Source organism: Arthrobacter sp. SAFR-179 (genome assembly GCF_059414945.1).
Genome location: NZ_JBPFDM010000005.1, coordinates 166,092 through 192,459, shown reverse-complemented (window position 1 = coordinate 192,459; position 26,368 = coordinate 166,092). Strand labels below are relative to the sequence as shown.

General features: G+C 67.3%; 27 protein-coding genes and 1 riboswitch. Of the genes, 13 read left to right on the top strand and 14 right to left on the bottom strand.

All coding sequences use genetic code 11. From position 1 onward, the window contains the following. Positions 1–38: 38 nt before the first annotated feature. Complete coding sequence (locus tag ACR65K_RS11060; RefSeq protein WP_440152823.1) at positions 39–422, top strand: VOC family protein; 384 nt, start codon at positions 39–41, stop codon at positions 420–422. On the opposite strand, the gene ACR65K_RS11055 is transcribed toward ACR65K_RS11060, so the two are convergent. Both ACR65K_RS11055 and ACR65K_RS11050 read right to left on the bottom strand, forming a co-directional pair. After that, a complete protein-coding gene (locus ACR65K_RS11055) occupies positions 419–835 on the bottom strand; it encodes a YccF domain-containing protein (protein WP_440152822.1) in 417 nt (138 codons plus the stop codon). The two genes, ACR65K_RS11060 and ACR65K_RS11055, sit on opposite strands and share 4 nt — an antisense overlap. Before the next feature lie 93 nt (positions 836–928). After that, entirely contained in the window at positions 929–1,540 is a 612-nt protein-coding gene (locus ACR65K_RS11050) for a phosphoribosylanthranilate isomerase (protein ID WP_056330859.1), read from the bottom strand. Positions 1,541–1,645: 105 nt separating this feature from the next. Between ACR65K_RS11050 and ACR65K_RS11045 the strand changes: the two genes are divergently transcribed. Further along, positions 1,646–2,215: a HutD/Ves family protein gene (locus ACR65K_RS11045; RefSeq protein ID WP_440152821.1), complete on the top strand. Its 570-nt coding sequence runs from the start codon at positions 1,646–1,648 to the stop codon at positions 2,213–2,215. Here the strand turns inward: ACR65K_RS11045 and ACR65K_RS11040 are convergent. From ACR65K_RS11040 to ACR65K_RS11015, 6 genes are all read right to left on the bottom strand, one after another. Next, positions 2,199–3,488: a Gfo/Idh/MocA family protein gene (locus tag ACR65K_RS11040; RefSeq protein WP_440152820.1), complete on the bottom strand. Its 1,290-nt coding sequence runs from the start codon at positions 3,486–3,488 to the stop codon at positions 2,199–2,201. The two genes, ACR65K_RS11045 and ACR65K_RS11040, sit on opposite strands and share 17 nt — an antisense overlap. Positions 3,489–3,518: 30 nt before the next feature. Then, on the bottom strand, positions 3,519–4,883 hold the full coding sequence (gene ggh / locus ACR65K_RS11035; RefSeq protein WP_440152819.1) for a glucosylglycerate hydrolase: 1,365 nt from the start codon (positions 4,881–4,883) through the stop codon (positions 3,519–3,521). Further along, positions 4,880–5,968 (bottom strand): ABC transporter ATP-binding protein, encoded by a 1,089-nt coding sequence (locus ACR65K_RS11030; RefSeq protein ID WP_056330864.1) that lies wholly within the window; start codon positions 5,966–5,968, stop codon positions 4,880–4,882. Before ACR65K_RS11030 ends, ggh begins: the two co-directional genes overlap by 4 nt. 23 nt (positions 5,969–5,991) lie before the next feature. After that, positions 5,992–6,876, bottom strand: coding sequence for a carbohydrate ABC transporter permease (locus ACR65K_RS11025; protein ID WP_440152816.1), 885 nt, complete (start codon positions 6,874–6,876; stop codon positions 5,992–5,994). Next, positions 6,873–7,661: a carbohydrate ABC transporter permease gene (locus ACR65K_RS11020; RefSeq protein ID WP_056331056.1), complete on the bottom strand. Its 789-nt coding sequence runs from the start codon at positions 7,659–7,661 to the stop codon at positions 6,873–6,875. The genes ACR65K_RS11025 and ACR65K_RS11020 overlap by 4 nt, the downstream gene beginning before the upstream one ends. Before the next feature lie 125 nt (positions 7,662–7,786). Further along, a complete protein-coding gene (locus tag ACR65K_RS11015; protein ID WP_440152815.1) occupies positions 7,787–9,115 on the bottom strand; it encodes an ABC transporter substrate-binding protein in 1,329 nt (442 codons plus the stop codon). Positions 9,116–9,263: 148 nt separating this feature from the next. Between ACR65K_RS11015 and ACR65K_RS11010 the strand changes: the two genes are divergently transcribed. The 7 genes from ACR65K_RS11010 (at position 9,264) to ACR65K_RS10980 (ending at position 13,996) form a co-directional block, all read left to right on the top strand. Next, positions 9,264–10,445 carry an ROK family transcriptional regulator gene (locus tag ACR65K_RS11010; protein ID WP_440152814.1) on the top strand — a complete coding sequence of 394 codons (1,182 nt, stop codon included), beginning with the start codon at positions 9,264–9,266 and terminating at the stop codon, positions 10,443–10,445. 85 nt (positions 10,446–10,530) lie between these two features. Next, a riboswitch (guanidine-III (ykkC-III) riboswitch) is annotated at positions 10,531–10,596 on the top strand. Positions 10,597–10,606: 10 nt separating this feature from the next. Continuing rightward, entirely contained in the window at positions 10,607–10,930 is a 324-nt protein-coding gene (locus ACR65K_RS11005) for a DMT family transporter (protein ID WP_440152813.1), read from the top strand. Positions 10,931–10,932: 2 nt separating this feature from the next. Then, a complete protein-coding gene (locus tag ACR65K_RS11000) occupies positions 10,933–11,292 on the top strand; it encodes a DMT family transporter (protein WP_440152891.1) in 360 nt (119 codons plus the stop codon). Positions 11,293–11,301: 9 nt separating this feature from the next. Continuing rightward, positions 11,302–11,928, top strand: a complete 627-nt coding sequence (locus ACR65K_RS10995; RefSeq protein ID WP_440152811.1) for a nucleoside/nucleotide kinase family protein — start codon at positions 11,302–11,304, stop codon at positions 11,926–11,928. Positions 11,929–11,967: 39 nt separating this feature from the next. Further along, positions 11,968–12,981: an aldo/keto reductase gene (locus tag ACR65K_RS10990; protein WP_440152810.1), complete on the top strand. Its 1,014-nt coding sequence runs from the start codon at positions 11,968–11,970 to the stop codon at positions 12,979–12,981. Between the two features lie 55 nt (positions 12,982–13,036). Then, positions 13,037–13,339 carry a putative quinol monooxygenase gene (locus ACR65K_RS10985; RefSeq protein ID WP_440152808.1) on the top strand — a complete coding sequence of 101 codons (303 nt, stop codon included), beginning with the start codon at positions 13,037–13,039 and terminating at the stop codon, positions 13,337–13,339. Positions 13,340–13,405: 66 nt separating this feature from the next. Then, positions 13,406–13,996 (top strand): MBL fold metallo-hydrolase, encoded by a 591-nt coding sequence (locus ACR65K_RS10980; protein WP_440152889.1) that lies wholly within the window; start codon positions 13,406–13,408, stop codon positions 13,994–13,996. 96 nt (positions 13,997–14,092) lie between these two features. Here ACR65K_RS10980 and ACR65K_RS10975 read toward each other — a convergent pair whose 3' ends face one another. Then, the gene (locus ACR65K_RS10975) at positions 14,093–16,006 is read right to left on the bottom strand and encodes a DEAD/DEAH box helicase (RefSeq protein WP_440152807.1); all 1,914 of its coding nucleotides are present in this window, start codon (positions 16,004–16,006) and stop codon (positions 14,093–14,095) included. Between the two features lie 317 nt (positions 16,007–16,323). On the opposite strand from ACR65K_RS10975, the gene ACR65K_RS10970 reads away from it, so the two are divergent. Then, positions 16,324–17,091, top strand: coding sequence for a class I SAM-dependent methyltransferase (locus ACR65K_RS10970; protein WP_440152805.1), 768 nt, complete (start codon positions 16,324–16,326; stop codon positions 17,089–17,091). Here ACR65K_RS10970 and ACR65K_RS10965 read toward each other — a convergent pair. From ACR65K_RS10965 to ACR65K_RS10955, 3 genes are all read right to left on the bottom strand, one after another. After that, the gene (locus tag ACR65K_RS10965; protein WP_440152803.1) at positions 17,080–18,495 is read right to left on the bottom strand and encodes an MFS transporter; all 1,416 of its coding nucleotides are present in this window, start codon (positions 18,493–18,495) and stop codon (positions 17,080–17,082) included. The two genes, ACR65K_RS10970 and ACR65K_RS10965, sit on opposite strands and share 12 nt — an antisense overlap. A gap of 153 nt (positions 18,496–18,648) precedes the next feature. Continuing rightward, on the bottom strand, positions 18,649–20,088 hold the full coding sequence (locus tag ACR65K_RS10960; protein ID WP_440152801.1) for an exodeoxyribonuclease VII large subunit: 1,440 nt from the start codon (positions 20,086–20,088) through the stop codon (positions 18,649–18,651). 96 nt (positions 20,089–20,184) lie between these two features. After that, the gene (locus tag ACR65K_RS10955) at positions 20,185–21,528 is read right to left on the bottom strand and encodes an MFS transporter (protein WP_440152800.1); all 1,344 of its coding nucleotides are present in this window, start codon (positions 21,526–21,528) and stop codon (positions 20,185–20,187) included. A 159-nt stretch (positions 21,529–21,687) separates the two neighbouring features. On the opposite strand from ACR65K_RS10955, the gene ACR65K_RS10950 reads away from it, so the two are divergent. Together ACR65K_RS10950 and trmB are read left to right on the top strand one after the other, a co-directional pair. Next, entirely contained in the window at positions 21,688–22,200 is a 513-nt protein-coding gene (locus ACR65K_RS10950) for a hypothetical protein (RefSeq protein WP_440152798.1), read from the top strand. 44 nt (positions 22,201–22,244) lie between these two features. Next, the gene (gene trmB / locus ACR65K_RS10945) at positions 22,245–23,168 is read left to right on the top strand and encodes a tRNA (guanosine(46)-N7)-methyltransferase TrmB (RefSeq protein WP_440152796.1); all 924 of its coding nucleotides are present in this window, start codon (positions 22,245–22,247) and stop codon (positions 23,166–23,168) included. 78 nt (positions 23,169–23,246) lie between these two features. Here the strand turns inward: trmB and ACR65K_RS10940 are convergent, their stop codons facing one another. Then, positions 23,247–23,693, bottom strand: coding sequence for a hypothetical protein (locus tag ACR65K_RS10940; RefSeq protein WP_440152795.1), 447 nt, complete (start codon positions 23,691–23,693; stop codon positions 23,247–23,249). Positions 23,694–23,698: 5 nt separating this feature from the next. After that, positions 23,699–25,279 carry a fimbrial protein gene (locus tag ACR65K_RS10935; protein ID WP_440152794.1) on the bottom strand — a complete coding sequence of 527 codons (1,581 nt, stop codon included), beginning with the start codon at positions 25,277–25,279 and terminating at the stop codon, positions 23,699–23,701. 252 nt (positions 25,280–25,531) lie between these two features. Here ACR65K_RS10935 and ACR65K_RS10930 point away from each other — a divergent pair, with 252 nt between their 5' ends. Beyond that, entirely contained in the window at positions 25,532–26,350 is an 819-nt protein-coding gene (locus ACR65K_RS10930; protein ID WP_440152887.1) for a DUF1206 domain-containing protein, read from the top strand. Positions 26,351–26,368: the final 18 nt, after the last annotated feature.

Genomic DNA, 26,368 nt, shown 5'->3' with positions numbered 1-26,368 from the left:
GGTTTACGGATTGCGGAACCGGATGCAAAACTGCACGAATGAGCCTGCGCATCCAAGCCCTCGCCATTGATTCCACCGACCCCCGGGTTCCTGCAGCTTTCTGGGAAAAGGCGCTCGGCTGGCGCCGCACCCACGAGGAGGACGACGAGATTGTGCTGGAACCGCCGGCAGGCAACGCCGAAGACGGGGTGCTGCCCGACCTGCTGTTCCTCAAAGTCCCGGAGCGGAAGGAACTGAAGAACCGCCTTCACCTGGACCTCCGCCCCGAAGACCAGGACGCCGAGGTGGCCCGGCTGGAAGAACTGGGCGCCAGCCAGGTTTCAGTGGGACAGGGTGCAGCGGCAACCTGGGTTGTCATGGCTGACCCTGACGGCAACGAGTTCTGTGTGCTGCGCGCCCTCCGGCCGGACGAATCTGCCTAGCGGTAGCTGCTGACCGGGTAGTTGCTCACGAACGGCGTATTGGTGGGCACGATCTGCTTGCCCAGCGGCATGAGGGACACCGGGATGAGCTTCAGGTTTGCGATGGCCAGCGGGATCCCGATGATGGTCGCGGCCATGGCGAACGCGGTGACCACGTGTCCGATGGCGATCCAGATCCCCGCCACGAGCAGCCAGATCACATTGCCCAACAGCGAGAAGACGCCGGTGCCGCCTGGCTTGTCCACCACCATCCGGCCGAACGGCCACAGGGTGTAGGCGGCAATCCGGAATGAGGCAATGCCCCAGGGAATGGTGACGATCAGCAGGCAGCAGACCACGCCCGCCAGGAAATAGCCCAGGGCCAGCCACAAGCCGCCGAAAACCAGCCAGATGATGTTCAGAAGTGTCTTCATGCACCTATTGTGCCCCCGCCCCTCTGACAAAAGGCTGGGGGACTCCCCTGATCCTGCCCTGATCCCGGCGTCGGCACGGGTCAGGCGCAGCGCCTAAACCGTGGCCGCTGCCTTTGCCGCGTGGACAAAGGCCCGGACCTTGGCCAGGTCCTTAACGCCCCGGGATGCCTCCACGCCGGAGGAAACATCCACTCCCCAGGCATGCGCGGCCGCTGATGCCTGGCCCACGTTGGCGGCGTCGAGGCCGCCGGCGAGCAGCCAGTTCCGTCCCTGCAGCGCCGGCAGGGCCGCCACGGAGGCGTAGTCCCAGGATTCCCCTGAACCCGGCACGGCGGCATCGATCAGGAGCAGGTCCTCACCCCAGTCTTCGAACTCATCCTGACCCGCACCCATGGTGATGGCCCTGATCAGCTTCATGCCGGCGTCGTGCACTGTTGCCACGTCCGTGCGTGACCGCGTGCCGTGCAGCTGGATCCATTCCAGGCCTGCCGCGCGGGCAATGGCGATGGCATCCGCCACCGGCTCGTCCCGGAAGACCCCGATCGGGGAAACGCCGCTGGGAACCGCTGCCAGCAGGGAGGCAGCCTGCGACGGCGAGACAACCCGGGGGCTGGCGGTGAGCACAAATCCCACGGCATCCGCGCCGGCGTCCACCGCTTCACGCACCGATTCGGGCGTGCTGAGACCACACACTTTGACGAACATTCCCGGCTCCTTCAGGCTGTTTTCGTGATGACCCCCCGCAGGAGAGTAGCAGGCACAGGGCACGCGCTGCGACGCGTGACCACCGCGGGCAACTAGGCTGGGCTGATGCAGATCATCCGCTTCGCTGACCTCAAGGCCGAACCATGGCGCAACGGCGGCGGCGTGACCAGGGAAATCGCACGCAAAGGCGCGGGCGACGGCGGCTGGGACTGGCGGGTGAGCATCGCGGACGTCGCCAAGGCAGGGGACTTTTCCACCTTCCCCGGCATGGAGCGCGTCCTGACGGTCATTGAAGGGGAACTGCTGCTGCTTTCGGTGGACGGCGCGGAACAGCCGCTGGAAAAGTACCGGCCCTTCAGGTTCGACGGCGGCGCGGCCACCGCGGCCAAGCTGCCTACCGGCGATATCCGGGACCTCAACGTCATCACGCGCACGTCCGCCTGCAAGGGCTACACGTCCATCATCGAGCTGTCCAAAAAGCGCGCCCACCCCGTCTTTGAGGGGCAGCTTGGCGTGCTGCTGCAGGGACAGGCGAAGGTCAGCGAAGGCGGGTCCGAGCCGCTGGAACTGGGCCGGTACGACGCCGTGGTGGGTTCCGACGCCGACTCCCCCGAAGTCCTGGGCCGCGGCTTCCTGGCCGTGGTGTCGATCGACCCGGTCACCGCGCAGGGCTGAACTCCTCCACCGCTGCGACGGTGCCCCGCCGGCGCGCCTCCTCGGCCGCGAAAACCACCCCGTGGCTAACCAGCGATTCCGCCAGCCCCGACACCACACCTGACCAATCACCGCCGGCGAGTGCGTTGACCCAGGCCTGAACAAGTCCCCGGTCGCCGCCTTCATGCTTTTCACCTGCCACCGTGGAAACAGCAGCGGGGACCGCATAGGCCGTGCTGGTGCCCGTCAGGAAGTCGTGGACCGAGACCGTGCCTGCTTCGACCGAGATTTCGCCGTGGCTCCCGAAAATCCTGGTGCGCCGCGGGCCTGCTGCGGTGAAGGCGGTGGCGGTGAAGGCGGCCGTTGTGCCGTCTTCGTACTCAATGTTCACCACCTGGTGGTCCACCACGTCGTTGCCTCCCCCGTAAACGCAGCGCCCGTACGGCCCTGTTTCCAGTGCCTGCCACAGCGATTCCCGGGTACCGCCCGGGTCCACGACGTCGGCAAAGTAGGCCCGTGCCGGGTCCGCTGCGGTACCGGCCGGAGGGCGGCCCGGCCCGTAGATCCGCAGGGCTGAATAGGGGCAGCGGGGCTCGGCCGGACAGTCGGTGCAATGCCCTGACGCGCCGTCCGGTGCCTCCTCCGGGCGGAAATGCGAGAGCCGGCCAAAGGAGGACACCCGCACGGGCCGGCTTCCGATGATGAAGGAGAGCCAGTCCACGTCGTGGGTGCACTTGGCCAGCAGGAAGGGGCTGGACTCTTCCTCACGCCGCCAGTTTCCGCGGACGTACGAGTGGGCGAAATGCCAGAAACCGACAGGCTCCAGGTGCTGGACGGAGATGATCCGGCCTACGGCCCCGGCGGAGAGGAGCTGCCGCAGCAGTACCGTCAGCGGGGTGTAGCGCAGGACATGGCAGACTGTGGCCCTGATTCCCGATCCCTGCTGGAGGCGGGCCAGCTCCGCGCAGCCGGCGGGGTCGGGGGCGATGGGCTTCTCCAGCAGTACGGGATAGCCGTGGGCCGCCGCGGCGGCGAACGGCCTTCCGTGTTCCCGGTCGGGGGTGGCAATGATGATGCCGTCCGCCGGCAGCCGGGTGCGGAGCATGGCCTGCCAATCCTCGAAAACACCCGCGGTCGGCACGCCAAGCTCCGCCGCGAGGGTTTCGCACAACTGCCGGCGCGGCTCCGCGATGCCCACCACAACTGCGCGGCCGGTATCCACAGCCAGCCGGGCGTAGGCGGAACCCCGCGCACCGGCGCCGGCAATGAGGAGGCGCACAGGTGTTCCGGGCATTGGGGCGGACGACGGCGGTGCCTCCATGGGTCAGCCGGCGTCAGCGGCGTCTGGGTCGGCGAGCCATTCCAGTGCAACGGCCGCCGTCCAGGACTGGTCCATGCTGCCGAGCGGCTCGCCCGTGAACGGCTCGTAGTACTCAGCGAAATGGCCTTCCATCAGCTGGGCAAGGGAAGCTTCACGCAACTGCCGGTACCGTGCTTCGTCGCCGCGCCGGCGCAGGCAGGCCGCCAGGTACCAGTTCATCACCGGCCAGACCGGTCCCCGCCAGTATTGCCGGGGCTTGAGGCCCTCATAGGTAGTGGAGGTTGATGCCGGGAGCGGGAAGGCCAGTCGCGGGTCTCCCATCCAGTCCGGCCCCTCGAAGATCTCCAGCTGTCGCCGCAGCAGGGCGTTGTCAGCCGTGGAGATCAGCGGGGCGAAGCCGGCCATCGTGGGCAGCCCGATCCAAACATCTGCCAGCACATCCCGGTCCCGCGCAAGCCCTGTGTGTTCATCAACGGTGGCGTCCACGCCCTCCCGGAACTCCTGGGCCCACTCCCGCAAGCGGGGCGCGTCCCCGCGCAGGCCGATATGTTCCGCCAGCGCGGCCAGGTCCTCGTTGGCCGCCGCAAAAATCGCCGACATGAACACGTCCTTGACCTGGAAGTCCAGCACTCCGGGCAGCCGGGCGTCGTCGAACCGGACGTCGGCCATCTGCTGCACCAGCCAGAGGTAGCGGCTGTATTCCTCGTCGCTGGGCCGCTGGCTCAAGTCAGTGACCTTCAGCGTGTCAGTCCGGACAAAGGGCTCCATTTTCCCGGGCCGAACCCTGGAATAGGGTCCGTCGAACCTTGGCGAGTTGTCCATCCCGGACTCCCAGCCGTGGTAGATGGTGAGCAGGCCTGAGCCGTCGCCGCCGCGGCTGCTGCGGAGCCAGGCGTGCCAGCGGATCCACTGCGGCAGCGTCCGCCGGGTGAACTCTTCGGCGAGCCTGGCATCCTCACCGCCGGCCGCCGTCGCGCGTTCCACGATGCGGCGCAGCAGCGTCGCATGCACGGGCGGCTGGCAAATACCGCTGGACTTCACTCCCTCGGGTGATGCTCCGCGGGTTCCCCACCGCTCCACGTCAGGGAAATAGCCGGGGACGTCGGAGAAGACAATGTGCGGAATCATCCCGCTCTCCCACTGCGCCGCGAGGAGGTGGTCCAGCTCCTGCAGGGCGCGGGCAACGCTCATGGTGGACAGGCCGGTGGCCACAAAGGCCGCGTCCCAGCTCCACATGTGCGGGTAGAGGTTCGGTGCGGCTGTGACCATGGTGCCCAGGTCATTCCCTGCCAGGACATCCCTGGCCCGCCGCCGCATCTCCTCAAGGTCCCGAAGCGGAAACCCGGGCGCGTCCGCTTCCGCACTCACGCCGTCAGTCCCAACTGGGTTTCGGTGTCGAAGAAGCGGAGGGCGCTTTGCTCGAAGCGCAGCCCCACCGTCTCCCCTGCGGAAACCTTGGCCGTGGCGGGGACCTGGACCTTGACGGTCTGGCCACCCAGGTCCACCGTCAGCAAGGTGGCGTGCCCCAGCGGCTCCACCACTTCCACCGCCGCGTCCAAGGAACCCTCCGAGCCCCGCTGCTCCAGGGAAATATTCTCTGCCCGGATGCCCACCATGACCGGAGTGCCGCCGGTGCGCGCCGCTGCCCGGGCCAGGAATTCGGGCGCCGCGATGCTCTGGCCGCCCACTTCCAGGGCACCCTGCTGGGTGATCCGGCCGTCCAGGAAATTCATGGGCGGCGATCCGATGAAGCCGCCCACGAAACGGTCCGCCGGCTCCTCGTACACCGTGATCGGGTGCCCCAGCTGGGCGATCTGGCCCTTCTTCATCACCGCAACCCGGTCCGAGAGGCTCATCGCCTCCACCTGGTCGTGGGTGACGTACAGCGTGGTGGAACCAAGCTGCTGGACGATCTTCTTCAGCTCGGCGCGGAAGTCGAGGCGAAGGAGGGCGTCGAGGTTGGACAGCGGCTCATCCATCAGCAGCACATCGGCGTCCATGACGATGGCCCGGGCAACGGCCACCCGTTGCCGCTGGCCGCCGGAGAGGTTGGCCGGATAACGGTCCAGGTACGGGCTCAGTTGCAGCAGGTCCGCCGCCCATTTCACCTTCCGCTCCAGCTCTTCCCGCGAAACCTTCTTCATCATCAGCCCGAACGCAATGTTGGTGCGGACATTCCGGTGCGGGAAGACGGCATAGGACTGGAAGACCATGGAAAGGTTGCGGTCCTGCGGGGGAAGGTAGGTCACGTCCCTCCCGCCGATGGAGATGCTGCCCTTGTCCGGGAAGTCCAGGCCCGCCACCATGCGCAGCAGGGTGGTCTTCCCGCAGCCGGAAGGTCCCAGCAGCACCATGAACTCGCCCTCCGCCACCTCGAGGGAGACGTTGTTCGTGGCCAGCTCCGTGCTGCCGGGGTAGGTCTTGTGCAGACCCTTGATGGAGATGTCAGCCATGGGACGGCCTCTCTGGGACGCAATCAGCGGATGGTGGAGCCCCACATGTTGGTGAGGTAGCGGCGCATGAAGAAGATGAAGACCAGGGCCGGGACCACCAGCAGGAAGCCGCCGGCGAAGCGGTAGGCGAGTGGCGATTCGGCGAGGGAGCTGAGGACCTGGGCGGGGAGGGTGCGCTGGTTCAGCGTCAGGATCGACGCACCCAACACTTCGTTCCAGGACATGACGAACGTGAAGATGGAGGCCGCGGCGATGCCGGGTATGGCCATGGGCAGCACCACTTTGAGGAAGGCCTGCACCGGGCTGCAGCCGAAGATCCTGGCCGCTTCCTCCACGTCGCGCGGAACACCGAGGAACACCGAGGCGGTAATCAGGATGGTGGTGGGCAGGGCTAGTGCGCTGTGGAGCAGGACGACGGCGAGGACGCTGTCGTAGAGCCCCGTCTGCAGGAAGAGCTGGGCCAGCGGCACGGAAAGCACGACGATCGGCAGGGCGCGGGTGAACAGCAGGAACAACTGGTAGGGCTCCCTGCCGCGGAAGGCGAAACGTGCCACGGCGTACCCTGCGGGAACACCGATAAGCAGCGACAGCACAAGGGTGAACACGCCCACCTGGACGGAGTTGATCAGGCCTCCCAAAATGCCGGTGGACTGGAGGAAGGTCTGCATGGTCTCGGTGGAGAAGTTGTCCGGGATGAAGCTGAGCGGAAACTTCTGCAGCGACTGCCGGCTGGACATGGCCGCCAGGGCGATCAGGTAGATGGGCAATGCCATGAAGAGGGTGATCAGGATGCAGGCCACCTGGAGGAGCACCCGGTTGCGGCGCCGCCGGGCCAGGGGCCGGCGGTCCACCCCGGGTTCAGGCCGGCCGGTCCCGGCAGTGGTCCTGGACGTCGTCGCGTGGCTCATCGTGCCGCCTCCGTCTGGTCCCTCAGGAGTTTCAGGTAGCCCACGGCCGTGACCATGGACACGGCCATGACCACCAGGGCCAGCGCGGATGCCACGTTGGGATCCTGCAGACCCGTGTACCAGCGGTAGGTTTCGCCCACCACCAGCGGAAAGTTCTGGCCGGTGAGGGCGAGGGCCACGGCGAAGGTCTGGAAGGCCAGGATGGTCCTCAGGATCAGGGCTGTTTGGAGGCTTGGGCGCAGCAGCGGCAGCGTCACGTGCCACAGCCGGTTCCAGAAGCTGGCCCCGAAGACGCCGGCGGCTTCCTCGTAATCCTTGGGGATGGACTGCAGGCCGGCCACGACGATCACGAACACCAGCGACGTGGCCCGCCAGACCTCCGCGATCAGCACGGCACCGAACATGGACGGGTAGTTGTCATACGCGAGCCAGGAGACAGGCTGCATGCCCAGGGACGCCAGGAGGGAGTTGAGGTAGCCGCGGTCCGTGAAGACGGTCAGCCACACCAGGCCGGCAGCGAGGTCGCTGACTGCCAGCGGGATGGCCCAGATGTAGAAGTAGGCAGACGCCCCCCGCGGCTTGGCCCGGATCAGCAGAGCCATCGCCAGGGCCAGGACAAACTGGATGGGGATCATCACCACGATGAGCAGCAGGGTGTTGCCCACGGAGGACCAGAAGTATGGGTCCTGGGACATCCTGGTGAAGTTCGCCGTTGTCAGGCCTTCGGGGCCGCCGAATGCCTGCAGGACGCCGCTGACCATCGGCCAGCCGAAGAGCAGCGTCATGAACACGATTGACGGGGCAATCAGCAGCAGCGCAGCGGAACTCCCCCTCCTCCTGGGTGCACGGACTTTCGGGCCCGGAGGGGGAACATGCGGCCTGGCTGCCGCAGGCGCATCCGGGGCGGCCATCACGCGACCTTGCAGGGGGACGTCTTGGGATCCGGCGCCCAGCACGGGACGTTGAGGGTGTCCATGATCTTGGCCAGTTCCGCGCCCTGCTTGTCCAGCGTGGCCTTGACGTCCGAGTTGTTCAGGCAGATCTCCTGGAAGCAGTTCTTGAACAGCTGGGAGACCTGGGGGTCCTTGTCGCCCAGGCCCACCGGCGGCAGGGCGAGCAGGGCGTCCGAGGCCTCCTGCTGCGCCTTGACAGCCTTCGCTTCAAGGGCCACGCCGCCGGGGAGGTCGCCGCCGACGTCCGTCTTCACCACGGGGAAGAAGGAGTTGGATTTCAGTGTCTCAATCTGCGCCTCGGGCTTGGACAGCGCCTTGATGAGCTCGAAGGCTTTGTCCTTCTCGGGCGAGCCCTTCGGCACCGCCATGCCGCCCACGATCAGGAGGTAGCCCCTGCCCTTGGGCCCGGAGGGCGCCGGGACCATCTGCCAGTCGTCCGGCTTGTCCTTGACGGCCGTAATGAGCCGCGCCACGTGGTCCCAGGCCACCATGACCTCGCCGTTGGCCAGCGGCTCCTGCATGAAGTCGTAATTGGTGGAGGCCGGATTGGTGTTGGCCCAGAGCTCCCGCATGTACGTCCAGGCGCTGACGGCATCCTGGTTGCGGAAGGTGGTGATTTGCCCGCCCGTGAAGCTGGGAAGCAGGAAGCCCTGGTAGAAGCGGTGGTGCAGCCCTTTGGGGCCGGCCGGAAGGCCGAAGACGGGCCGGCCGCTGGCTTCCTTGGCCGCCTTGGCCCACGCCAGGTACTGGTCGTACGTGAGCTTGTTGACGTCAGCTCCCGACGGCAGCCACTGCAGGGCCTTCTTGTTGACCGCCAGCACGTACGTGGCCTGGATCCAGGGGATGTACCGGGGAACATCGGTGCCTAGCTTGGCCAGCTCAGCCACGTCCTTGGAGTAGCCGGCCGAGGACAGGTCCTTCATCAGCGAGCTGAGGTCCTCCAGCTGCGAGGCGAAGGGGGCGAGGTCGCCGTGGAGCCCCCCGGCGATGCCCACCTCGACCTTCCCCGCGGCGAGCTGGGACTTCAGCGTGGTGTTGAAAACGCCGGTATCAACGGGGTTGTAGGCAACGCTGATGTCCCCCGCGAATTTCTTGAGGGTGGCCTCGTACTTCTGGCGTTCCTCCACCGGGGAGAACTGCGTGGAGAGGAAGCTGACGGATCCCTTGCCGCCGCTTCCGCTGGTATTCACCCCGCAGGCTGCAAGCACCGGGCCGGCCGCCAAGACCGTAAGGCCCCCCTTCAACAATGCTCGCCGGCTGACGTCGTGGTGGGCGGTAACGGACATTAGAGCCTCCTGGGGGTGAAGGACTGCTAGGTTTTTTGTCTGATGATCGATCATAATTGTGTGATACAGATCACGTCAATGATGGGCGCGGCAATCCGCGTACCCCCAGTGGACGGATCAGACGCATTAGGAAAGGAAGCCCGCCGCAATGACGGACCAGAGGACGTTGGTGGGAGAGGTTGCCCAGCCGCCGGCGGGCCCAGCCACCAGCGCCGGGCACCTGCTCCAGCTCCTGCGCTCCAACGCCGCTGGGTACAGCCGGGCCGACCTGCTGGAAATCACCGGGATGGCCCGGTCCACCCTCTATGAGCGGCTCGATGCGCTTTTCGCGGCCGGACTCGTTTACGAGTCCACTCCCCTGCGCGCACAGCGTGGCCGGCCGCCCCGCTCGCTCCGTTTCGATGACCGCAACAAACTGGTGCTGTGCCTGGAAATCGGCCATACGCATGCCGGCATCCATCTCTTGTCCCTGGGCAGGGAGGTGGTGGCTTCCGCCCGAATCCCCGTGGAGATCGGGAACGCCCAGGAGGTGGTGGTCGGCCAGGTGGTCGGCGAGGCGCTGCGGCTGCTCGACGGCCGGCAGCCGGTAGGGGCAGGAGTAGGACTGCCGGCTCCCGTGGACCCGCTCCACCGCCTGGGGCTGGAGCGGACCGTCCTTGCCCACTGGGACCTGCAGCTGTTGCAGGAGGCAATGGAATCCATGCTTGACTGCCCGGTCCTGCTGGAAAATGACGCCCGGTCCATGGCGGTAGGTGAGGTCCGGGGCCCCCTCGACTCCCTGGTCGCGGTGAAGGTCAGCACCGGGATCGGGTCGGGGATCATTGTCCGGGGTTCGCTGGTGCGCGGTGCCCACGGCGCCGCCGGGGACATTGGGCACGTACGCATCCCGGAGGCCGCCGGCTGCCGGTGCCGCTGCGGCAGGGACGGCTGCCTGGCGGCGGTGGCTTCCGGGCGCGCACTGCTGGCCAATCCGCAATTTGCGCACTACGGGACGCTGCGCCGCTTCGTTGACGCCGCCGACGAGGATCCGGACGTCCGGGCCGCAATCGCGGCGGCCGGAAGGGTGCTGGGACGCGCCCTCGCCGCCATGGTGGGCACGCTGAACCCCGGCCGGGTAGCGGTGGGCGGGCTGGTGGGAGTGCTCCCAAGCTTCCTGCAGGCCTGCCGGCAGCAAATCCTCACGGACGCCTTCGAACCTTCCCTGGTTGATCTGGAGATCGTCCCTGCGGACAGCCGCAAGGCCACCGCGGTGGGACTTTGCCGGCTCGTGGAGGAAAGCCTCTACGCGCCGGAGCGGGTGGAACAGCTGCTGTCCCAGCACGGCGGCTGAGGACGCCTCTGGGCATGCCGCCCACTGCAGCTGGTGAGGTTGGGCACCAAGGTGGCCCCCGCCGTCGTGCCTTGCTACCTTGGAATCCAAGGCTCCATCCCGAGCCTCCGGACGACGGTTCAGTACCCGGCACGCGACAAGACTGGCCAAAGGATCTGGTCATGTCCTGGTTAATCCTCATACTTACCGGCGCGCTGGAGGCCGTCTGGGCAGCCGCCCTGCACCGTGCTTCCAAGGCTTCCGGGCGCCGGCGCCTGGCCCCTGCAGCCCTGTTCCTGGTGGCCGTTGCCGCGAGCACCGGCGGCCTGGCGGTGGCGATGCAGACCATCCCCACCGGCACGGCGTACGCGGTGTGGGTGGGGGTGGGCGTGGTCCTGACCTCCGCCTACGCGATGGCCACCAGGGTGGAACGTCCGACGGCGGCGCGCCTGCTGCTGCTGTCCGGCATCGCCGCGTGCGTGGTTGGGCTCAAGGTGGTGGCGTGACGATGAAGCGTTCTGTTCCCTGGCTGATGCTCCTGGCCTCCGCTGTCCTGGAGGCAGTCTGGGCCACGGCCCTGGGCCTGTCCGACGGTTTCAGCAGGCCGCTGCCCACGGTCGTCTTCGCGGTCACCGCAACCCTGAGCATGCTCGGCCTGGGCATGTCCATCCGGAGCATTCCACTGGGCACCGCCTACGCCGTCTGGGTAGGCATTGGCGCCGCGTTGACGGTGGGCTGGGCCATGGCTACCGGAGTGGAACCATTTAGCCTGGTGAAGCTGCTGTTCATTGCCGGCATCGTGGGCTGCGCCGCCGGCCTCAAGGCGCTGCCTGCGAAGGACGCGGCGCCTGCCCTCACCAGTGACTAGGCTTTTGCCATGGACTCCCCCGAGATCACCAGCGCCCTGGACGCGCTGCGGCGCAGGATAGCCCCCGGAACGCGCACCATCCTGGGCATCGCCGGGGCGCCAGGGTCCGGGAAGTCCACCTTTGCGGCGTGGCTGCAGGAGCAGTTCACTCCGGGGACATCGGTGGTGGTCCCCATGGACGGCTTCCACCTGGGCAACGCGATCATTGCGGGAACCCCGCTGCGGCAGCGGAAGGGCGCCATTGATACATTCGACGCCGGCGGCTACCTTTCGCTGCTGCGGCGCCTGGTGCGCCGGGACGAGGCCGTGGTTTATGCGCCGGAGTTCCGCCGCAGCCTGGACGAGCCGGTGGCCGCGTCCATCGCCGTGCCGGCCGACATCCCGCTGGTCATCACGGAAGGCAACTACCTGCTGGCGGAGCAGGAACCATGGAAAGAGGTACGGGCGCAACTGGACGAGGTGTGGTTCCTGGAAACGCCGCCAGCCCTGCGGCTTCAGCGGCTGGTGGACCGCCACGTGTCATTCGGGATGGACCGGGAGGCCGCGGTGGCCTGGGCCAACGGACCCGATGAAGCAAATGCCCGCCTGATCCAGGCCACCCGCCCGGCCGCGGACCGCATCATCCCCTGGCTTTGATCAAACTTTTTGGAAATAAGGAAACGAACAGGAGCACCCATGGCAAACACGCCCACTAATCCCGGCGGCACCGTTCAGCTCGGCGACGGCCTGGCCGTCAGCCCCCTGGGTTTCGGGGGTATGGCCCTCACCCCGGTATACGGCGAGGTAGACCCGGCAGAGGCACTGCGGACCTTGCACCATGCCGTCGATGCAGGTGTCAGCTTCATCGACACCGCGGACATTTACGGTGGCGGCAGCAACGAGGAACTGATTTCCCAGCTGCTCAGGGACCGGCGGGATGAGGTCCAGCTGGCTACCAAGTTCGCCCTGGTGGGCACGCCCACCGACGGCTACACGGACATCCGCGGGGACGCTGAGTATGTCCGGCAGGCCGTGGACCGGAGCCTGCAACGGCTGGGCACCGACGTCATCGACCTCTACTACATGCACCGGCGCGATGTCCGGGTCCCCATCGAGGAAACCGTGGGCGCCATGGCCGAGCTGGTCAAGCAGGGAAAGGTCAAGCACCTGGGCCTGTCCGAAGTGACGGCGCAGGAGCTGCAGGACGCGGCAGCGGTGCACCCGATCGCCGCGGTCCAGAGCGAATGGTCCATCTGGAGCCGCGACGTGGAACGCCACGTTGTTCCCGCCGCCGCGGCCCTGGGCGTGGGCTTTGTCCCCTACTCCCCGCTGGGCCGCGGCTTCCTCACCGGAACCGTTGACACCGCAAGCCTTGGCGAGAAGGACTTCCGGCGGAACATTCCCCGCTTTGCCCCTGATGCCGCAAGCGCCAACGAGGCAGTGGTGGACGCTGTCCGGTCCGTGGCGGACCAGCTTGGCGCCACTCCCGCGCAGGTGGCGCTGGCCTGGCTGCCCGCCCAGGGAAGGCGCCTGGGCCTGCCGGTCGTTCCCATCCCCGGCACCCGCAAAGCCGCACGGATCGACGAAAACCTTGGCGCACTTGCCCTGGACCTCACCCCGGCGCACCTGGAGGCCCTCGACGCAGCCTCGGACGCCGTTGTCGGCTCCCGTTCCGCGGACCCCAAATGGGTGTCCGAAGGGCGCGAATAAGCGCAGTCTTCCAAAGCCAACACCCCCTGAACTGACCACCACCCGAAGGAGCCCCATGCCTGCCATCGTCCACTTCGAAGTACAGATTGACCCCGCCCGCCGCGACGACGCCGCGAAGTACCTGTCCGAAACGCTTGCGGCCACCCGCGCCTGGCCCGGCAACCAGGGCATTGAAGCGCTGGTGGACGACGCCGACCCCTGCCACATCCTGGTGGTGGAAACCTGGGCCACCGCCCAGGACCATGACGACTACGCGGCCTGGCGGAGCACGCCGGAAGGCAAAAGCGGGCTGCACGAGATCCTGGCCGCGCCGCCGTCCAAGCAGGTCTACTCAACCACCATGCCGCTGGAGCTGTAGCCCGTGCTTGACTCACTTCTCTACGACCTGCCGGCCCTGACCATCCGCAGCATTTCGGTCAGCGGGATGGACAACAACGTGTACCTGCTGACGGCGAAGGAGAGCGGCGCGCAGTTGCTGATTGACGCCGCTGACGATTTGCCTGCCATCCAGCAACTGCTGGCGGACGGGGCCGCGGACACGTCTGCGGTGCCCCGGCTGGCGTTGATCGCCACGACACACCAGCACTGGGACCACGTCCGCGCGCTTAAGGAGCTGGTGGAAGCCACGGGGGCGCGGACGGCAGCAGGCGCGGACGACGCGGATGCGCTGCCGGTTCCCGTGGACCGGCGGCTTGGGCACGGGGACAAGGTGGCCGTGGACGGCTTTGAGCTCGCGGCCGTACACCTGCGCGGTCACACTCCCGGCTCCGTCGCGTTTGTCTACCAGGACCCCGAGGGGCCCACCCATATTTTCTCGGGGGATTCGCTGTTCCCCGGCGGAGTGGGCAACACGCAGAAGGACCCGGAACGGTTCAACCAGCTCCTGTCCGACGTCACCGAGCGGCTGTTCGGCGCCTACCCTGACACAGCCGTCGTGCATCCGGGCCACGGCAAGCCCACCACATTGGGAGCCGAGCGGCCGCACCTGGAGGAGTGGCGCGCCCGCGGCTGGTAGCCGTTTAAACGCATCGAGTGCTCCGCAATTGTCGTTATGACGCGTCTAAACGACAACTACGGAGCACTCGATGTTGGGCGAGGGAACCGGTGGGGACTAGCGGCTGCGGCGTTCGTTCGATGCCGGGGCTGACGCGCGGCGCGGGCCGCTGCGGGCGGGACGGCCGGAGCCGCCGTTGCCGGAGGCGCCGCTGCCCGAGCCGTAGGAGCCGCCGGAGGTTCCGCCGGTGTTGGAGGACCAGACGGCCTTGCTGCCGCCGGTTGCGCCTGCACCCGCAGAGCGCTGGCCCGAGGCTCCTGCTGCTGCGCGCTGGCCCGTTGCGGGGCGTCCACTGCGCTGGCCGCCGCCAGAGGCCGGGCGTCCGCCCGAGGCGGGACGGCCGGTGCCGCCGCGGGGGGCGGCACTGCGGGTGATCCGGGAATCACCGCGGCCCTCAGCTGCACGTCCGTCGGAACCGCGGCCGGCCGATGAGCGGCCACCTGCTGCGGGGACGTCGTTGCGGTGGGTGCCGGCAGCGGTGCCGCGGCCGCGGGCGTTGCGGCGGGCAGCGGCTGCTGCCACGGCGCGGTCCTCGTTCTGCTCTGCATTGCGGTCGAAGGCTGCGCGGGCTTCCGTGCGTCCTTCGAAGGCGACAGCCCGGCGCTCGGCGCGGGGAACGTCGGTGCGGGCGGGCTCGGCCGAAACCTTGCCGCGTCCACCACGGCCGCCGCGGCCACCGGCAGACGGTGCAGCCTGGCGGCGTGCACGCTTGCGTTCGGCGTTGGCACCCGTGGAAGTGCCGCCGCCCTGCCTGGGAGCCTTGGCGGCCATCAGTGCGGCGCGGGTGCGCGGGTCCACCTTGTCGGCGATTTCGCCCACCAGGTCAGCCACGATCGGACAGTTGGCGGTGACGCGCTCGAAGTTGACGTCAACGCCGGCAGCCTTCATGAGCTTCTTCACGTCGGACTGCTGCTCGGGCAGCGTCAGGGTGACAACGGTGCCGTCCGAACCGGCACGCGCGGTGCGGCCGGAGCGGTGCAGGTATGCCTTGTGCTCGGTGGGCGGGTCCACGTGGATGACCAGTTCGACGTCGTCGACGTGGACACCGCGGGCGGCGACGTCGGTGGCCACCAGGACGCGGACGTCACCGTTGGAGAACTCGGCGAGGTTGCGGTCACGGGCGTTCTGCGACAGGTTGCCGTGCAGGTCCACGGCGGGGATCCCGGCGTCGGTCAGGGTCTTGGCCAGCTTGCGGGCGTGGTGCTTGGTCCGCATGAACAGGACGCGGCGGCCGGCGCCGGAGGCCAGCTCCACGATCAGCTGCTTCTTGACGGTCTGGTCGTTGACCACCAGCACGTGGTGCTCCATGGTGGTCACCGCGGCCTGCGGATCGTCCACGGAGTGGGTGAGCGGGTTGGACAGGTAGCGCTGGACGATCTTGTCCACGCCGTTGTCCAGTGTGGCGGAGAAGAGCAGGCGCTGGCCCTGGCTGGGGGTCATGTCCATGAGCTTCTTGACCACGGGAAGGAATCCGAGGTCTGCCATGTGGTCGGCCTCGTCCAGGACGGTGATCTCCACGGCCTCGAGGGTGAGGATGCGCTGGCGGATCAGGTCCTCCAGGCGGCCGGGGCACGCGATGACGATGTCGACGCCGGCGCGCAGCGCCTTCTCCTGGCGCGCCTGGGAGATGCCACCGTAGATCACGGTGGTGTTCAAACCGGCGGCCTTGGCCAGCGGCTCGATGGTGGCGTTGATCTGGGTTGCCAGTTCACGGGTGGGTGCCAGGACCAGGCCCATGGGGCGGCCGGGCTTGCGGAAGTACTTGGCTTCCCGCTCAGCGAGTCGTGCTACAAGCGGGATGGCGAAAGCAATGGTCTTACCGGATCCGGTCCGGCCGCGGCCCAGGACGTCACGGCCGGACAACGTGTCCGGAAGGGTCTTGACCTGGATGGGGAACGGCTCAACGATTCCCTGGGCGGAAAGGGTGTCTGCAAGGGCCTTGGGAGTACCGAGGGCAGCAAAAGTAGTCATGTAGTTTTTTACGGTCTTTCTGGCGGTATCCGGGCGGATATCGGCCCCCGATGCCGGTTGGACCAGGGGTTTCGCCGAAGAAAAGTCAGGTGATCAAACCGGGCGCTGTAAATAGGACAGCCGGCCGGGACCAAATGGAACGCGTTCATCGACGCAGGATGTGCCTCTCACATGAAGAAAGCCCACTCCCTGGAAAAGGATCTCCAGTCAGGAGCAGGCGGCATCACTGCACATCAAGTTCCTCAAGTCTAGCATCCCGCGGCCCATCCCACGTTCCGGGCGTTGCCTTCGGGCCCATGGCGGGGCAGTGTTGAGGCATGAGCGAACAGCCGGGGCAGCGCCAGGACAGGCACCACAGCGGGGCGCACCAACACCACGCGTACGACGGCGGCCGTGGGCCGGAGGCGGCAGGCGGCGGCATCGACCCCGCTGCAGTTTGGGACGAGCGGTACAGCAGCAGGGCCCGGCTTTGGAGCGGGAAGCCCAACCCGCAGCTGGTCCGCGAGGCCGGCGGATTGCGCCCGGGGAAGGCGCTGGAACTGGGATGCGGCGAAGGCGCCGACGCCATATGGCTTGCCCAGCAAGGCTGGTCCGTGACCGCCGTCGACGTTTCCGCTGTTGCCCTGGAACGGGCGCACTCCCACGAGCTGGCGGAGCTGGCCCGGGAAAGCGTGTACGCCTCCAACGGGGACATCGGCAGCCGGATCGCATGGCAACAGGCGGACCTCACACAGTGGAAACCGGATACTTCCTATGATTTGGTGACCTCCCAGTTCCTGCACTCCCAGGAACTGGACTGGCGGGTCCCGCTGCGCACGGCCGCCGCAGCCGTCAAGCCCGGCGGAACCCTGCTGGTGGTGGGCCACCACCCGGACCGGCTGCCGCCCTGGGGCAACGACCACCACAACCACATGGAGATGTTCTACAGCGGTGACGACCTGGTCCGTGAGTTGGGGCTTGACGGGCCCGGGTGGCAGATCGAGGTCCTCACCAGCCGGGAGCGGCCAGCCACCGGGCCGGACGGGCAGGAAGCGACCATTGCGGACGTCGTCCTGCGCGCCACCCGCCTGCCCCTAGTCCGCTGAGGCCTTCCTGGCGGTGACCCGCGGCGCCACCAGCGCCGCGGCAACGCCGATGGCCGCGGTGAAGGCGAAGACGCCCGCGAAGGACTGGACCGCCGTCGTAAAGGCAGCGAAGACAATCCCTGTGGCGGCCAGCGACAACGCCCCGCCGAGGGAGTCCGAGATGGACATGGCGGAGCTGTTGAACCCTTCGTTCTCCTTGCTGGACAGCGCCAGTGTCATCACGCTCAGGCGCGGGTAGAGCAGGCCCATGCCGCCGCCGGCAAGGACCCAGCCGGCGAGGGCAACGGCGGCCGGCCAGCGCAGCGCGGCGGTGGCCAGGGCCAGGAGAACAGCCGCGAGGACCATGAGCGACCCCACCTGGACGGCGCGCAGGTCCGGCAGCCTTGAGCCCAGCCGGCCCTGGACTGCGGCGGCACCGGCCCAGGCGAGGGCACCAGCGGTGAGGGTCAGGCCTGCCAGGGTGGGCGGGAACCCGTACTGGTCGATCAGGAGGTACGGCAGGTAGACCTCCGCGCCGAAGAATGATGCCGACGCCAGCCCCCGCGCCAGAATCACGCTGGGCAGTCCGCGGCGGGCGGTGAGGGTGCCGGCAGGCACCAGTGGCCGGACAGCCACCAGGGCCAGGACGACGGCGGCGCACGCCACGAGTGCGGTGGCGGCGGGAAAGGTGGGGATGCGGACATCGGCGGAGAGGTTCAGGCCCAGCACGGCGAGCGCGGCCAGCACCGCCCACCCCAGGCGGCCAAGGGCCCACGGCGGGACGTTTCCTTTCGGGCGGTCTGCCGCCTCCAGACCGTCCGGCTCACTAACTCCCCGCAGTACCGGAGCGATCATTGCCAGCGCCGCAATGACCAGGCCCACCACGCCCAGGAACACCCAGTGCCAGCTGAAGACCTGGGCCACGACACCGGCTGCGAAGGGCCCCACCAGGGACGGGATCACCCACGCGGCGGAGAACGCGGCGAAGATTTTCGGGTGAAGCGGCCCGGGGAAGAAGCGCGCCACCAGCACGTACAGCGCCACGGTGAGGGCGCCACCGCCGAGCCCCTGGACCAGCCGGCCGGCCACGAGCATGGGCATGGAAACGGAGGTGCCCGCGATCAGCAGGCCGGCCACGAACAGTGCCACGGAGGTGTACAGCGGCATGGCCGGGCCGCGGCGGTCAGACCAGTTCCCGGCCCCCACCATGCCGATCACGCCGGTGGCCAGCGGCCCCGCGAAGGCCAGGGCGTAGAGGCTTGCGCCGTTCAGCTCCCGGCTGACCAGGGGCATGATGGTGGTCACGGCAAGGGATTCGAATGCGGCCAGGAACACCAGGGCGCAGGTGCCCAGTGTTACCCAGAAGTACGGGGGCCGGAAGATCCCGGTAGCGGGGTGGGCGGCCGGAAGTGTGGAATCCCGCACAGCGTTTCCTAACCAAGTGATCGCGCCCGAACTGGCTCGGGCATCCTGCTTTCAGGGTTGCCGGCTGTCAAGACGCAAACAGCTCGGCCAGCATAGTAGGAAGCATGCCACAGCTTTCGGCATCCCAGGTTTCGACTCCACTCAGTCGCCGTCTCACCACGGACGGTGACGAATTGCTCTGCGAAGGCCTCGAACGGTAAGTACATTTCTGGCCATATGCCTCCACTCGTTGAAGGTCCCAGGTGGGTTCTTCATTGCCTTTTCAGCCGGTAGGTCCATCGCCTTACGCCTCCGGTGGATGGTACGGAGCGATACAGCGGCTGCGAGAACTCCTGCGAAAGCCACTGTGCCCCGGGTGAGCCCTGTGGCCCCAGTCCCCAAATTCTCCAGAAGCGCCGGTATGGCCAGAAGATAGACCAACAAGGCACCCAGAACTGCCGGAAACCACATCAGCGACAGCAACCTCACCCTTCGCTTTGCGAGGAAGATGAGGTCCCCGGTGTGGGAAGCAGCGCACTCGAGCAACTGGTTTTCGAAGTACCCGACCTTGAGGCGGCTCACCTCCAAAGCGGCATTCCGTTCCGCAAGCCAGGCTTCATAGCGGCGGCGCTTGGCATCCAAAAGTGCAGCGGTTCCCTGTAAATCTGCTGCCGGCCCTCCACCGCGCGCCATCGACCGCCTGGCCACCTCCCGCCTTATGGCCTCACCGGCAGCAGTTGGCGTGGTGAAGGAGAATTCAGCTGCCCGGTCGGCCATGAGAACGTCTGTGGCATGCCCGACAGCGGTTGCGATCGGAACTGGGCAGTTGCGGACAGCAAGGGCAACTGCCGGATCATTGAAGACGTCCAGGTCACTCCAATGACCGCCGCCGCGGACCAATACAGCGAGGTCGAAACTACCGGCCTCGCAGTTATTCAGGATAGATGCGAGGTGCCTGGCAGCCGAGTCAGCGCTCCACGTCACTGATTGATACTCGACATCGAGGTCGCCGCTCTGCTGTGCGCGGCGCACGCTTTCCTTGAAATCTGCGAGTCCCTGGCTCTTGTCCGATCCGATCACCAGCACACGCTCCAACGAGTCCGGAAGCAGCCTCCGGGCACTGGCAATTGGGGCGTGGATCCGGTCACCGTCCAGCCTGTTTGCCGGGACACCGGCATGTGCGAGCTGTTGAATGGTCTTCTGGTCCCGGGCGTAGATACGGCCTGCCGGGCTGAAACGGGGAGATATTTTCGTGACGTCGAGGATTAGCTTCTTCCGACGGTCCAACGTTACGGTCGCCTCCAGTTCCAACGAATTGCCCGTCTGGAGTGCCTGCGCGATCGATGTCCCCTTGCTGCGAAGGTATCTGCTGATTACCGGGGCATTCCGGGCGTCAACGCGGGCAGGCAGAACCTGGATCCTGGCGCTTTGAATATCTGCAAGTTCGAAGCGCCATTCAGTGCCGGTCCGCCTGGGCTCCCTGCATTCGCCGAAAATCGATATGGGCGATGTACCGAGCGAATTCCCGACTCCGCTCAAGACCTCCTCGAGGCCTATCAAGTCCCTGCCGAAAGCACGCACCTTTTGCCTGCCAGCAGGCGTGTTTGTTTCCAATTCCGTCTCCCCCAATGCCGATGGCTTCTGCTTGAATCCAACGTAGGCGGAAGCCCGGACATTCTCCTGTCATATCCCCAATTGGCAGGGACATCCCTAGCCCACGTACCGGTTCCGGCCGGACCGGTAGCCGAAGACCGCCGCGAGCACACCCACCACCATGAACAGGACTCCGGCGGGAACGAAGGACCCGGTGGCCTGGTGCAGCTGGCCCACCATCAGCGTCCCTGTGGAGCCCACCCCGTAGCCAACACCCTGCATCATCCCGGAAAGGTGGGCGGCGGTGTGACCGTCGCGGGTGCGGAGCATGATCAGGGTCAGTGCGCAGGCAGTGAGGCTTCCCTGCCCCAGTCCCAGCAGCCCGGCCCATACCCAGATCAGGTCCAGCGGGCCCAGGATGCTCAGCACGAATCCGCTGCCGGTCATCAGGGCCACCACCGTGTTGATGGCGCGCTGGTCACGGAACCGCGCCGCCAGGGCCGGGGCGAACAGGGAACCCAGCATCTGCAGCACGATGCAGACGGCAACGATGAGGCCCGCCGTCGCGCCGTCAACACCCCGCTCGCGAAGGATGGGCGCCAGCCACGCGAAACCGCTGAAGGACATCATGGCCTGCAGCACCATGAAAATGGTTACCTGCCAGGCAACCGATGAACGCCACACATTGACCCCGTCCCGGACCGCCTGGTGCCGGACACTCCCCTGCCGGACAGCCACGGGAAGGAACAGGAGAAGGACGACGGCGGCGGGCACCGCCCAGACCCACAGCGCCTTGGTCCACTCCCCCGTCGCCGTGTAGACCGGGTAGGTAAAGCCGGCACCGAGCGCGGCGGAGGCGCAGATGGCGGTGGTGTAGAGGCCGCCCATGAGTCCCAGCCGGTGCGGGAAATCGCGCTTCACCAGGCCCGGAAGAAGCACGTTGCACAGTGCGATGGCGGCGCCGCAGGCTGCGGTGCCAACCAGGAGGGCAGGCAGGTGGCCGGCACTCTGGCCGGAACCGATGTCAACCGGGCGCAGCAGCAGCCCCGCGGTCAGCAGCGCCATGGCGCCCAGCAGCACCCGCTCCGCACCGAACCGGCGGGCCAGGACCGGGGCGAGCGGCGCGAACACACCCAGCAGCGTGACGGGGACGGTGGTCAGCACCACCACGGACCAGCCGGGCAGCGCTGCCTGGGAGGTAACCTCCGGGAGGACTGCGGAAAGGCTGGAAAAGACGCTGCGCAGGTTCAGCCCGATCAGGACAAGGCACACGCCCAGGTAGGCAAGGGCGCGGCGGCTGCCCACCCGGGTGGGTTCCGCCGGCGGCAGCTCATCGATTTCGGCATCCACCAGGGTGCCGGCTTCCACCAGGCTGCTGCCCGTCCGGGACCGTCCCTGCCCGTCCCCGGAGGCAGCTCCCCGCCGCCGCTTCACCGCTTCGGCATTCGTTGCGTCCGTCATGCGCCCATTCTTGCAGGAGAGCACCGCCGGCCTTGTGGGAGGGCACGGCCGGGACGTTTTCCACATACGGAACAGAGTGCCTTCCGCGCCCTCCCGCAGCTTCGTAGGTTGTAAGCAGCCGCCGCCCGGCAGAGGGCCGCACCAACCCACGGGAGCACCATGGAAACCACACCGCCGCCGGACTCACGCCCCGCGCCGCCGCAAACCAATTCCAGGAACGCACCCCCGGCCGGGACCAGCCCGCCTTCGGCCCTGCAGGGGCACCGTGACCAACCGCCCCCGGGCGCGCCCGGCAGCAACCTGCCCGGCAACAACCTACCCGGCAATAATCTGCCTGACAACGATGGGCCCGGGAACAAAGGAACAAACAGCCTGGTCCTGGCGATCCTTGCCCCGGCAAGCATGATCCTCACCGCACCTGCTTCCATGTTCGCCATGTTGATGACGTACTCAGATGACGGCTCCTCGAGCCGGCAATGGGTGACTCCCCTGGTGCTGTTCAGCCTGCCTCTTCTCTTCGCGTCGCTCTCCCTGCGGCAGGCAATCCCTGCACTGAAGCTCTCACCGCGGAGATCAGGCAACTGGACGGCGGCAGCGGTCGCCCTCTGTATCTGCGGCCTGGTCTTCGCCCTGGCGCTGGGTCCGGCGCTGGACAACGTGGGGGTGTTCTGACCCTTCCAGTCCCGGACTGGCCCCGCGGCGCTATTCTGGATGGGATGAGCGAATCCCCTGAAAACCCCCAGCAGCCGCATGTTCCCAGGCCTGTCACGCCCGGCACCCAGGCGTCCTTCGGCACCTACGGCGGCCGTCCTGTCAGCTTCGTGCGCCGCGGCACCCGGCTGCAGGGCCGGCGGCAGGCCGCCTGGGCCGAGCACGCCGAACGGTGGGCGGTCAACGTGCCACGGCACGTGGCCAACACCTCGGTCCACCCCGACTACACCTTCGACGCTACCGCGGAGTTCGGCCGCGAGGCTCCGCTCATCGTCGAGATCGGTTCGGGCCTTGGCGATGCCATCTGCCATGCGGCCGAACAGAATCCGGACACCAACTTCCTCGCAGTGGAGGTCTACACTCCGGGGTTGGCCAACACCATCATCAAGATCAACAGCCGGGGCTTGGACAATGTCCGCGTGGTGGAGGCAAATGCCCCGGAGGTACTGGCCACCATGCTGCCCGAAGGCTCGGTCAGCGAACTGTGGGTCTTTTTCCCCGATCCCTGGCACAAATCGCGGCACCATAAGCGCCGCCTCATCCAGCCAGAGTTCGCCGGGCTGGCGGCGCGCGCCCTGAAGCCGGGCGGCTTGTTCCGGATCGCCACCGACTGGTCCAACTATGCGGTCCACGTCCGGGACGTCATGGCGGGCTCACCCGACTTCGAAAACCTCCACACCGGCGAGCGCCGCGGGCCCGAAAGCCCGTTGACCCAGGTGTGGCAGTCCGGCGTCGAATCGGTGGTGGGCGGCGCCCCCGTCCGCGAGGGTCGTGCACCGGTGAGCACGGAGCATACCGGCCCCAACGAAGGCGTGGACGAAACGGGCGGCTGGGCTCCCCGCTTCGAGGGCAGGATCCGGACCAGCTTCGAGGCCAAGGCCCACGAGGCGGGCCGGTTCATCTTCGATCTCTGCTACCGCCGCCTCTGACCGCCGCCCCTGATGGGCCCCGCTGACCGGTGCCGCTGACCGGTGCCGCTCACGGGCGCCGGGCGGTGGGCGGTGGGGTCAGGCCACGCTGATTGAGGCAACAATCTCCTTGAGCATCTCCAGCCGGGGTTCCGCTTCGGGGTCCAGGTAGGGCCAGATGACCACCAGGCCAATGAACCGCCCGCTTTCCCACACGCCCACTGTGGCTGCCACCTGGGCCGGGCCGCCGTCGTCGCCATATCCCACCACCACCGCGTAGGCGGCCTTGCCGGGCAGGTTCAGCTCACCCTCCGCCAGGAGGGTGCCGCCGCGTTCCTCAAGGTAGAAGCCTGACATCAGGTGGGCCCAGCCATTGGCCTGCGGCGCATCCTGCACGGACGTGTCGTCCTTGATCACGGTCACCAGGACCCCGCCCAGCAGGCCGTACTGCTCGCTGTTAGGCCCGGCCGTGGAGTCCTCCAGGACCTGGGTGTGCTCGGGGAAGTCTGCAGTGAAGCCCAGCGGGGATTCGATGTGCACTGACATGGGTTTCAGAGCCTCTCGAGCTTGGTGTCGTTGGGGACTTTATAGTACGTGGACACATTGGTGGTGGCCTGGTTCTCAGTCTTGACCTCCACCTCACCCACCTTGACGTCGAACCCTGCCTCGTTCGTTGCGGTCACCACGGAGTTGACCTGGATGGTGGCCGAGCCGGCCTCGTACAGCCGGGCCGCGTCGCGGGTGGCGCCGGCCTCATTGCCCAGGGCAACATTGCGCAGGTAGCTGTCGATGACGGGCCGGTTTTCCGGTGAGTAGTCCACGTCGATCTTGACGGTGCCCTGGGTTCCGGCCGTTACGGTGGAATCGAACTTGGCGGCCTCGGATTTCACCCCCGAGGTCACGCCCTGGGCCACGGTGCCGTCCATGGAGACGGAGACGGAATCGATGTTGTTGCCCTTGTCCAGGTTGACCTGCAGACCACCCTTGCCGGAGGCTTCGAACACGCGGCCGTCCAGGTTGAGCTTGCCCTGGGCCGAGACCTCGCCGCTGGCTGTGGAGGTGCCGTCAGTGAGGTTCCGCTCGTAGGCAAGGTCAAGCTTGGCCCCGCCTGACGCGGTGCCGGACTCGGCCGAGGCATCGAGCGAGAACGTTCCCTTGGCTTTGTCCGCCTGCCCGGTAGCGCCATTGTCCTTCGCCGCATCGTTGATGGTGTCCAGGATGTACCCGGGCGGGTTGCCGGCCACGTCCTTGATTTCGCCGATGCTGTCCGGCGGAAGGTCGCGGTACATCTGTTCGCGCGCTGCCATGGCTTCTTCCACGCTGGCGAACGTGTACTCGCGGGAGACCTCGCCCGTCAGCGTGGCCCCGGCCGTTCCGGTGGTGTCGTTGACGCCCAGGCCCATGTTTCCGTACACCTTCATGGTGGCGGAGCCGTCAGCATTCTCCACCACTTCGGTCCCCACCTCGGCGCCGCCGTGGACCCAGGCGACCCGCGCCTCGATAGAGGCCTTGCCCGTCTCCGAATAAACCGGAATGTCAGCCCTGGCCAGTTCCTGCAGGTGCTGCTTGGCCAGTTGCTGCGCGGCCGCGGGAATGCCGCCATCCATGCGCATCAGGTCTTCGGCGAACGGGCCGTCGCTGCCCTCGCCTTCAATCAGGTATTTCCGGTCGGCATCGGACAGGCCAGCCCACCATTTTGCCTGTTCTTCCGGGGTGGCGTTAAGCATCCGGTCCAACCCGGACTCCAGCTCCCGGCGGTGTTCGGCGGCTGCCCGAGCTGCTTCGGCTTTTTCCGCGAACCACTCCCTGGCCTGGCCGGCCAGCGAGGTCAGCCCGTCCCAGGTGCTGCTGCCGGAACCGCCGGAACCGGCAGTGGACGCCTTTTCCTGTTCGTCGGCGTGCTTCAGCAGGATTTTTGAGTTCTCCCGCAGGCTGGCCACCACTTTGTCCAGGCTGGGCCGGTGGCTGGCGCTCCACTCCTGGCGGAAGCGTTCCCCGTCCCGGCCCTTCCACGGCGCCGACTGGATCTGGCTGTGCAGGGAGCCTGCCCGGCTGCTCAGCAGGGACGCTGCCTGGTCCGCCGCTTTGGCCAACGCCCGCAACTGGCTGACGTCTGCGCCGTAAAAAGTCATGGTGTCCCCCGGGAAAGAGTGCGATGCCTGTCAATCGCTGGTGCTTATGGTTGCACAGCTGATGGAACCCGGCCATGGGGATCCCTCCCCATAGCCGGCGACCGGTACCACGGGGCCCCGGCCGGGCATCCAGCGAAGCACCGCCGGCCCGGCTGTTCGGCACCCGGCCGGCGTGGGACGATTGCGGTGTACGAAGGGCACGCACAGCAGCGCACAACGCGCCTGTCCGAAGGAACGACAATTAAAGAAGAACTGAAACAGGCCGTTGACAAGGCCGAGGACGTCACCAATTCACGCGTCCTTGAGGTCTTTGCCCGGTCCGGATTCGCCGCCAGCGGCATCCTGCACCTGCTGGTGGGTGCCATTTCCATCCGCCTTGCCATGGGCGGCACGGGCCATGCCGATTTCAGTGGCGCGGTGGCGGAACTGGCCACCATGCCCGTTGGGCCCTTCCTGCTGTGGGGAAGCTTCGCGGCCTGCGCCGCGCTGTCGCTCTGGCAGGCGGGCGATGCCATCTTCGACTTCAACCATCAGGCCACCAAGAAGAAGCTCAAGAACAAGGCCAAGGCCGCGCTGCAGGCGATCGTCTACGCCGTCCTGGCCCTGACCCTGTGGCATTTCGCCATGGGCACCGGCTCGGGTGACGACAACCGAAAGGCCGCCAGCGACTTCACCATTTCCATGATGGAGGCCCCGGGCGGGGTGGCGCTGCTCGTCCTGATCGGAGTGGCAGTGGCAGTCACGGGCGTGGTGTACGGCATCCGGGGACCGAAGAAATCGTTCGAGAAGCAGTTGCGGATGCCTGCCCCCGGCCCGGCCCGGACAGCGGTAACAGCCCTGGGCGTAGCGGGCTATCTTGCCAAGGGAACAGTGCTGCTGCTGGCCGGGCTGCTCATCGCCATCGCCACACTCAAGGAACACCCGGAGGATTCCACCGGTCTGGACGGCGGTCTGCGGGCGCTTCGCGACCAGCCGCTGGGACCCTGGCTCCTGGCTGCGGTGGGCGCAGGCCTGATCTGTTACGGCGCCTACATGATCATGCGCGCGCGGCTGGCCAAAATGACCAGGTAACCTGCGGCAGCGTGGTTA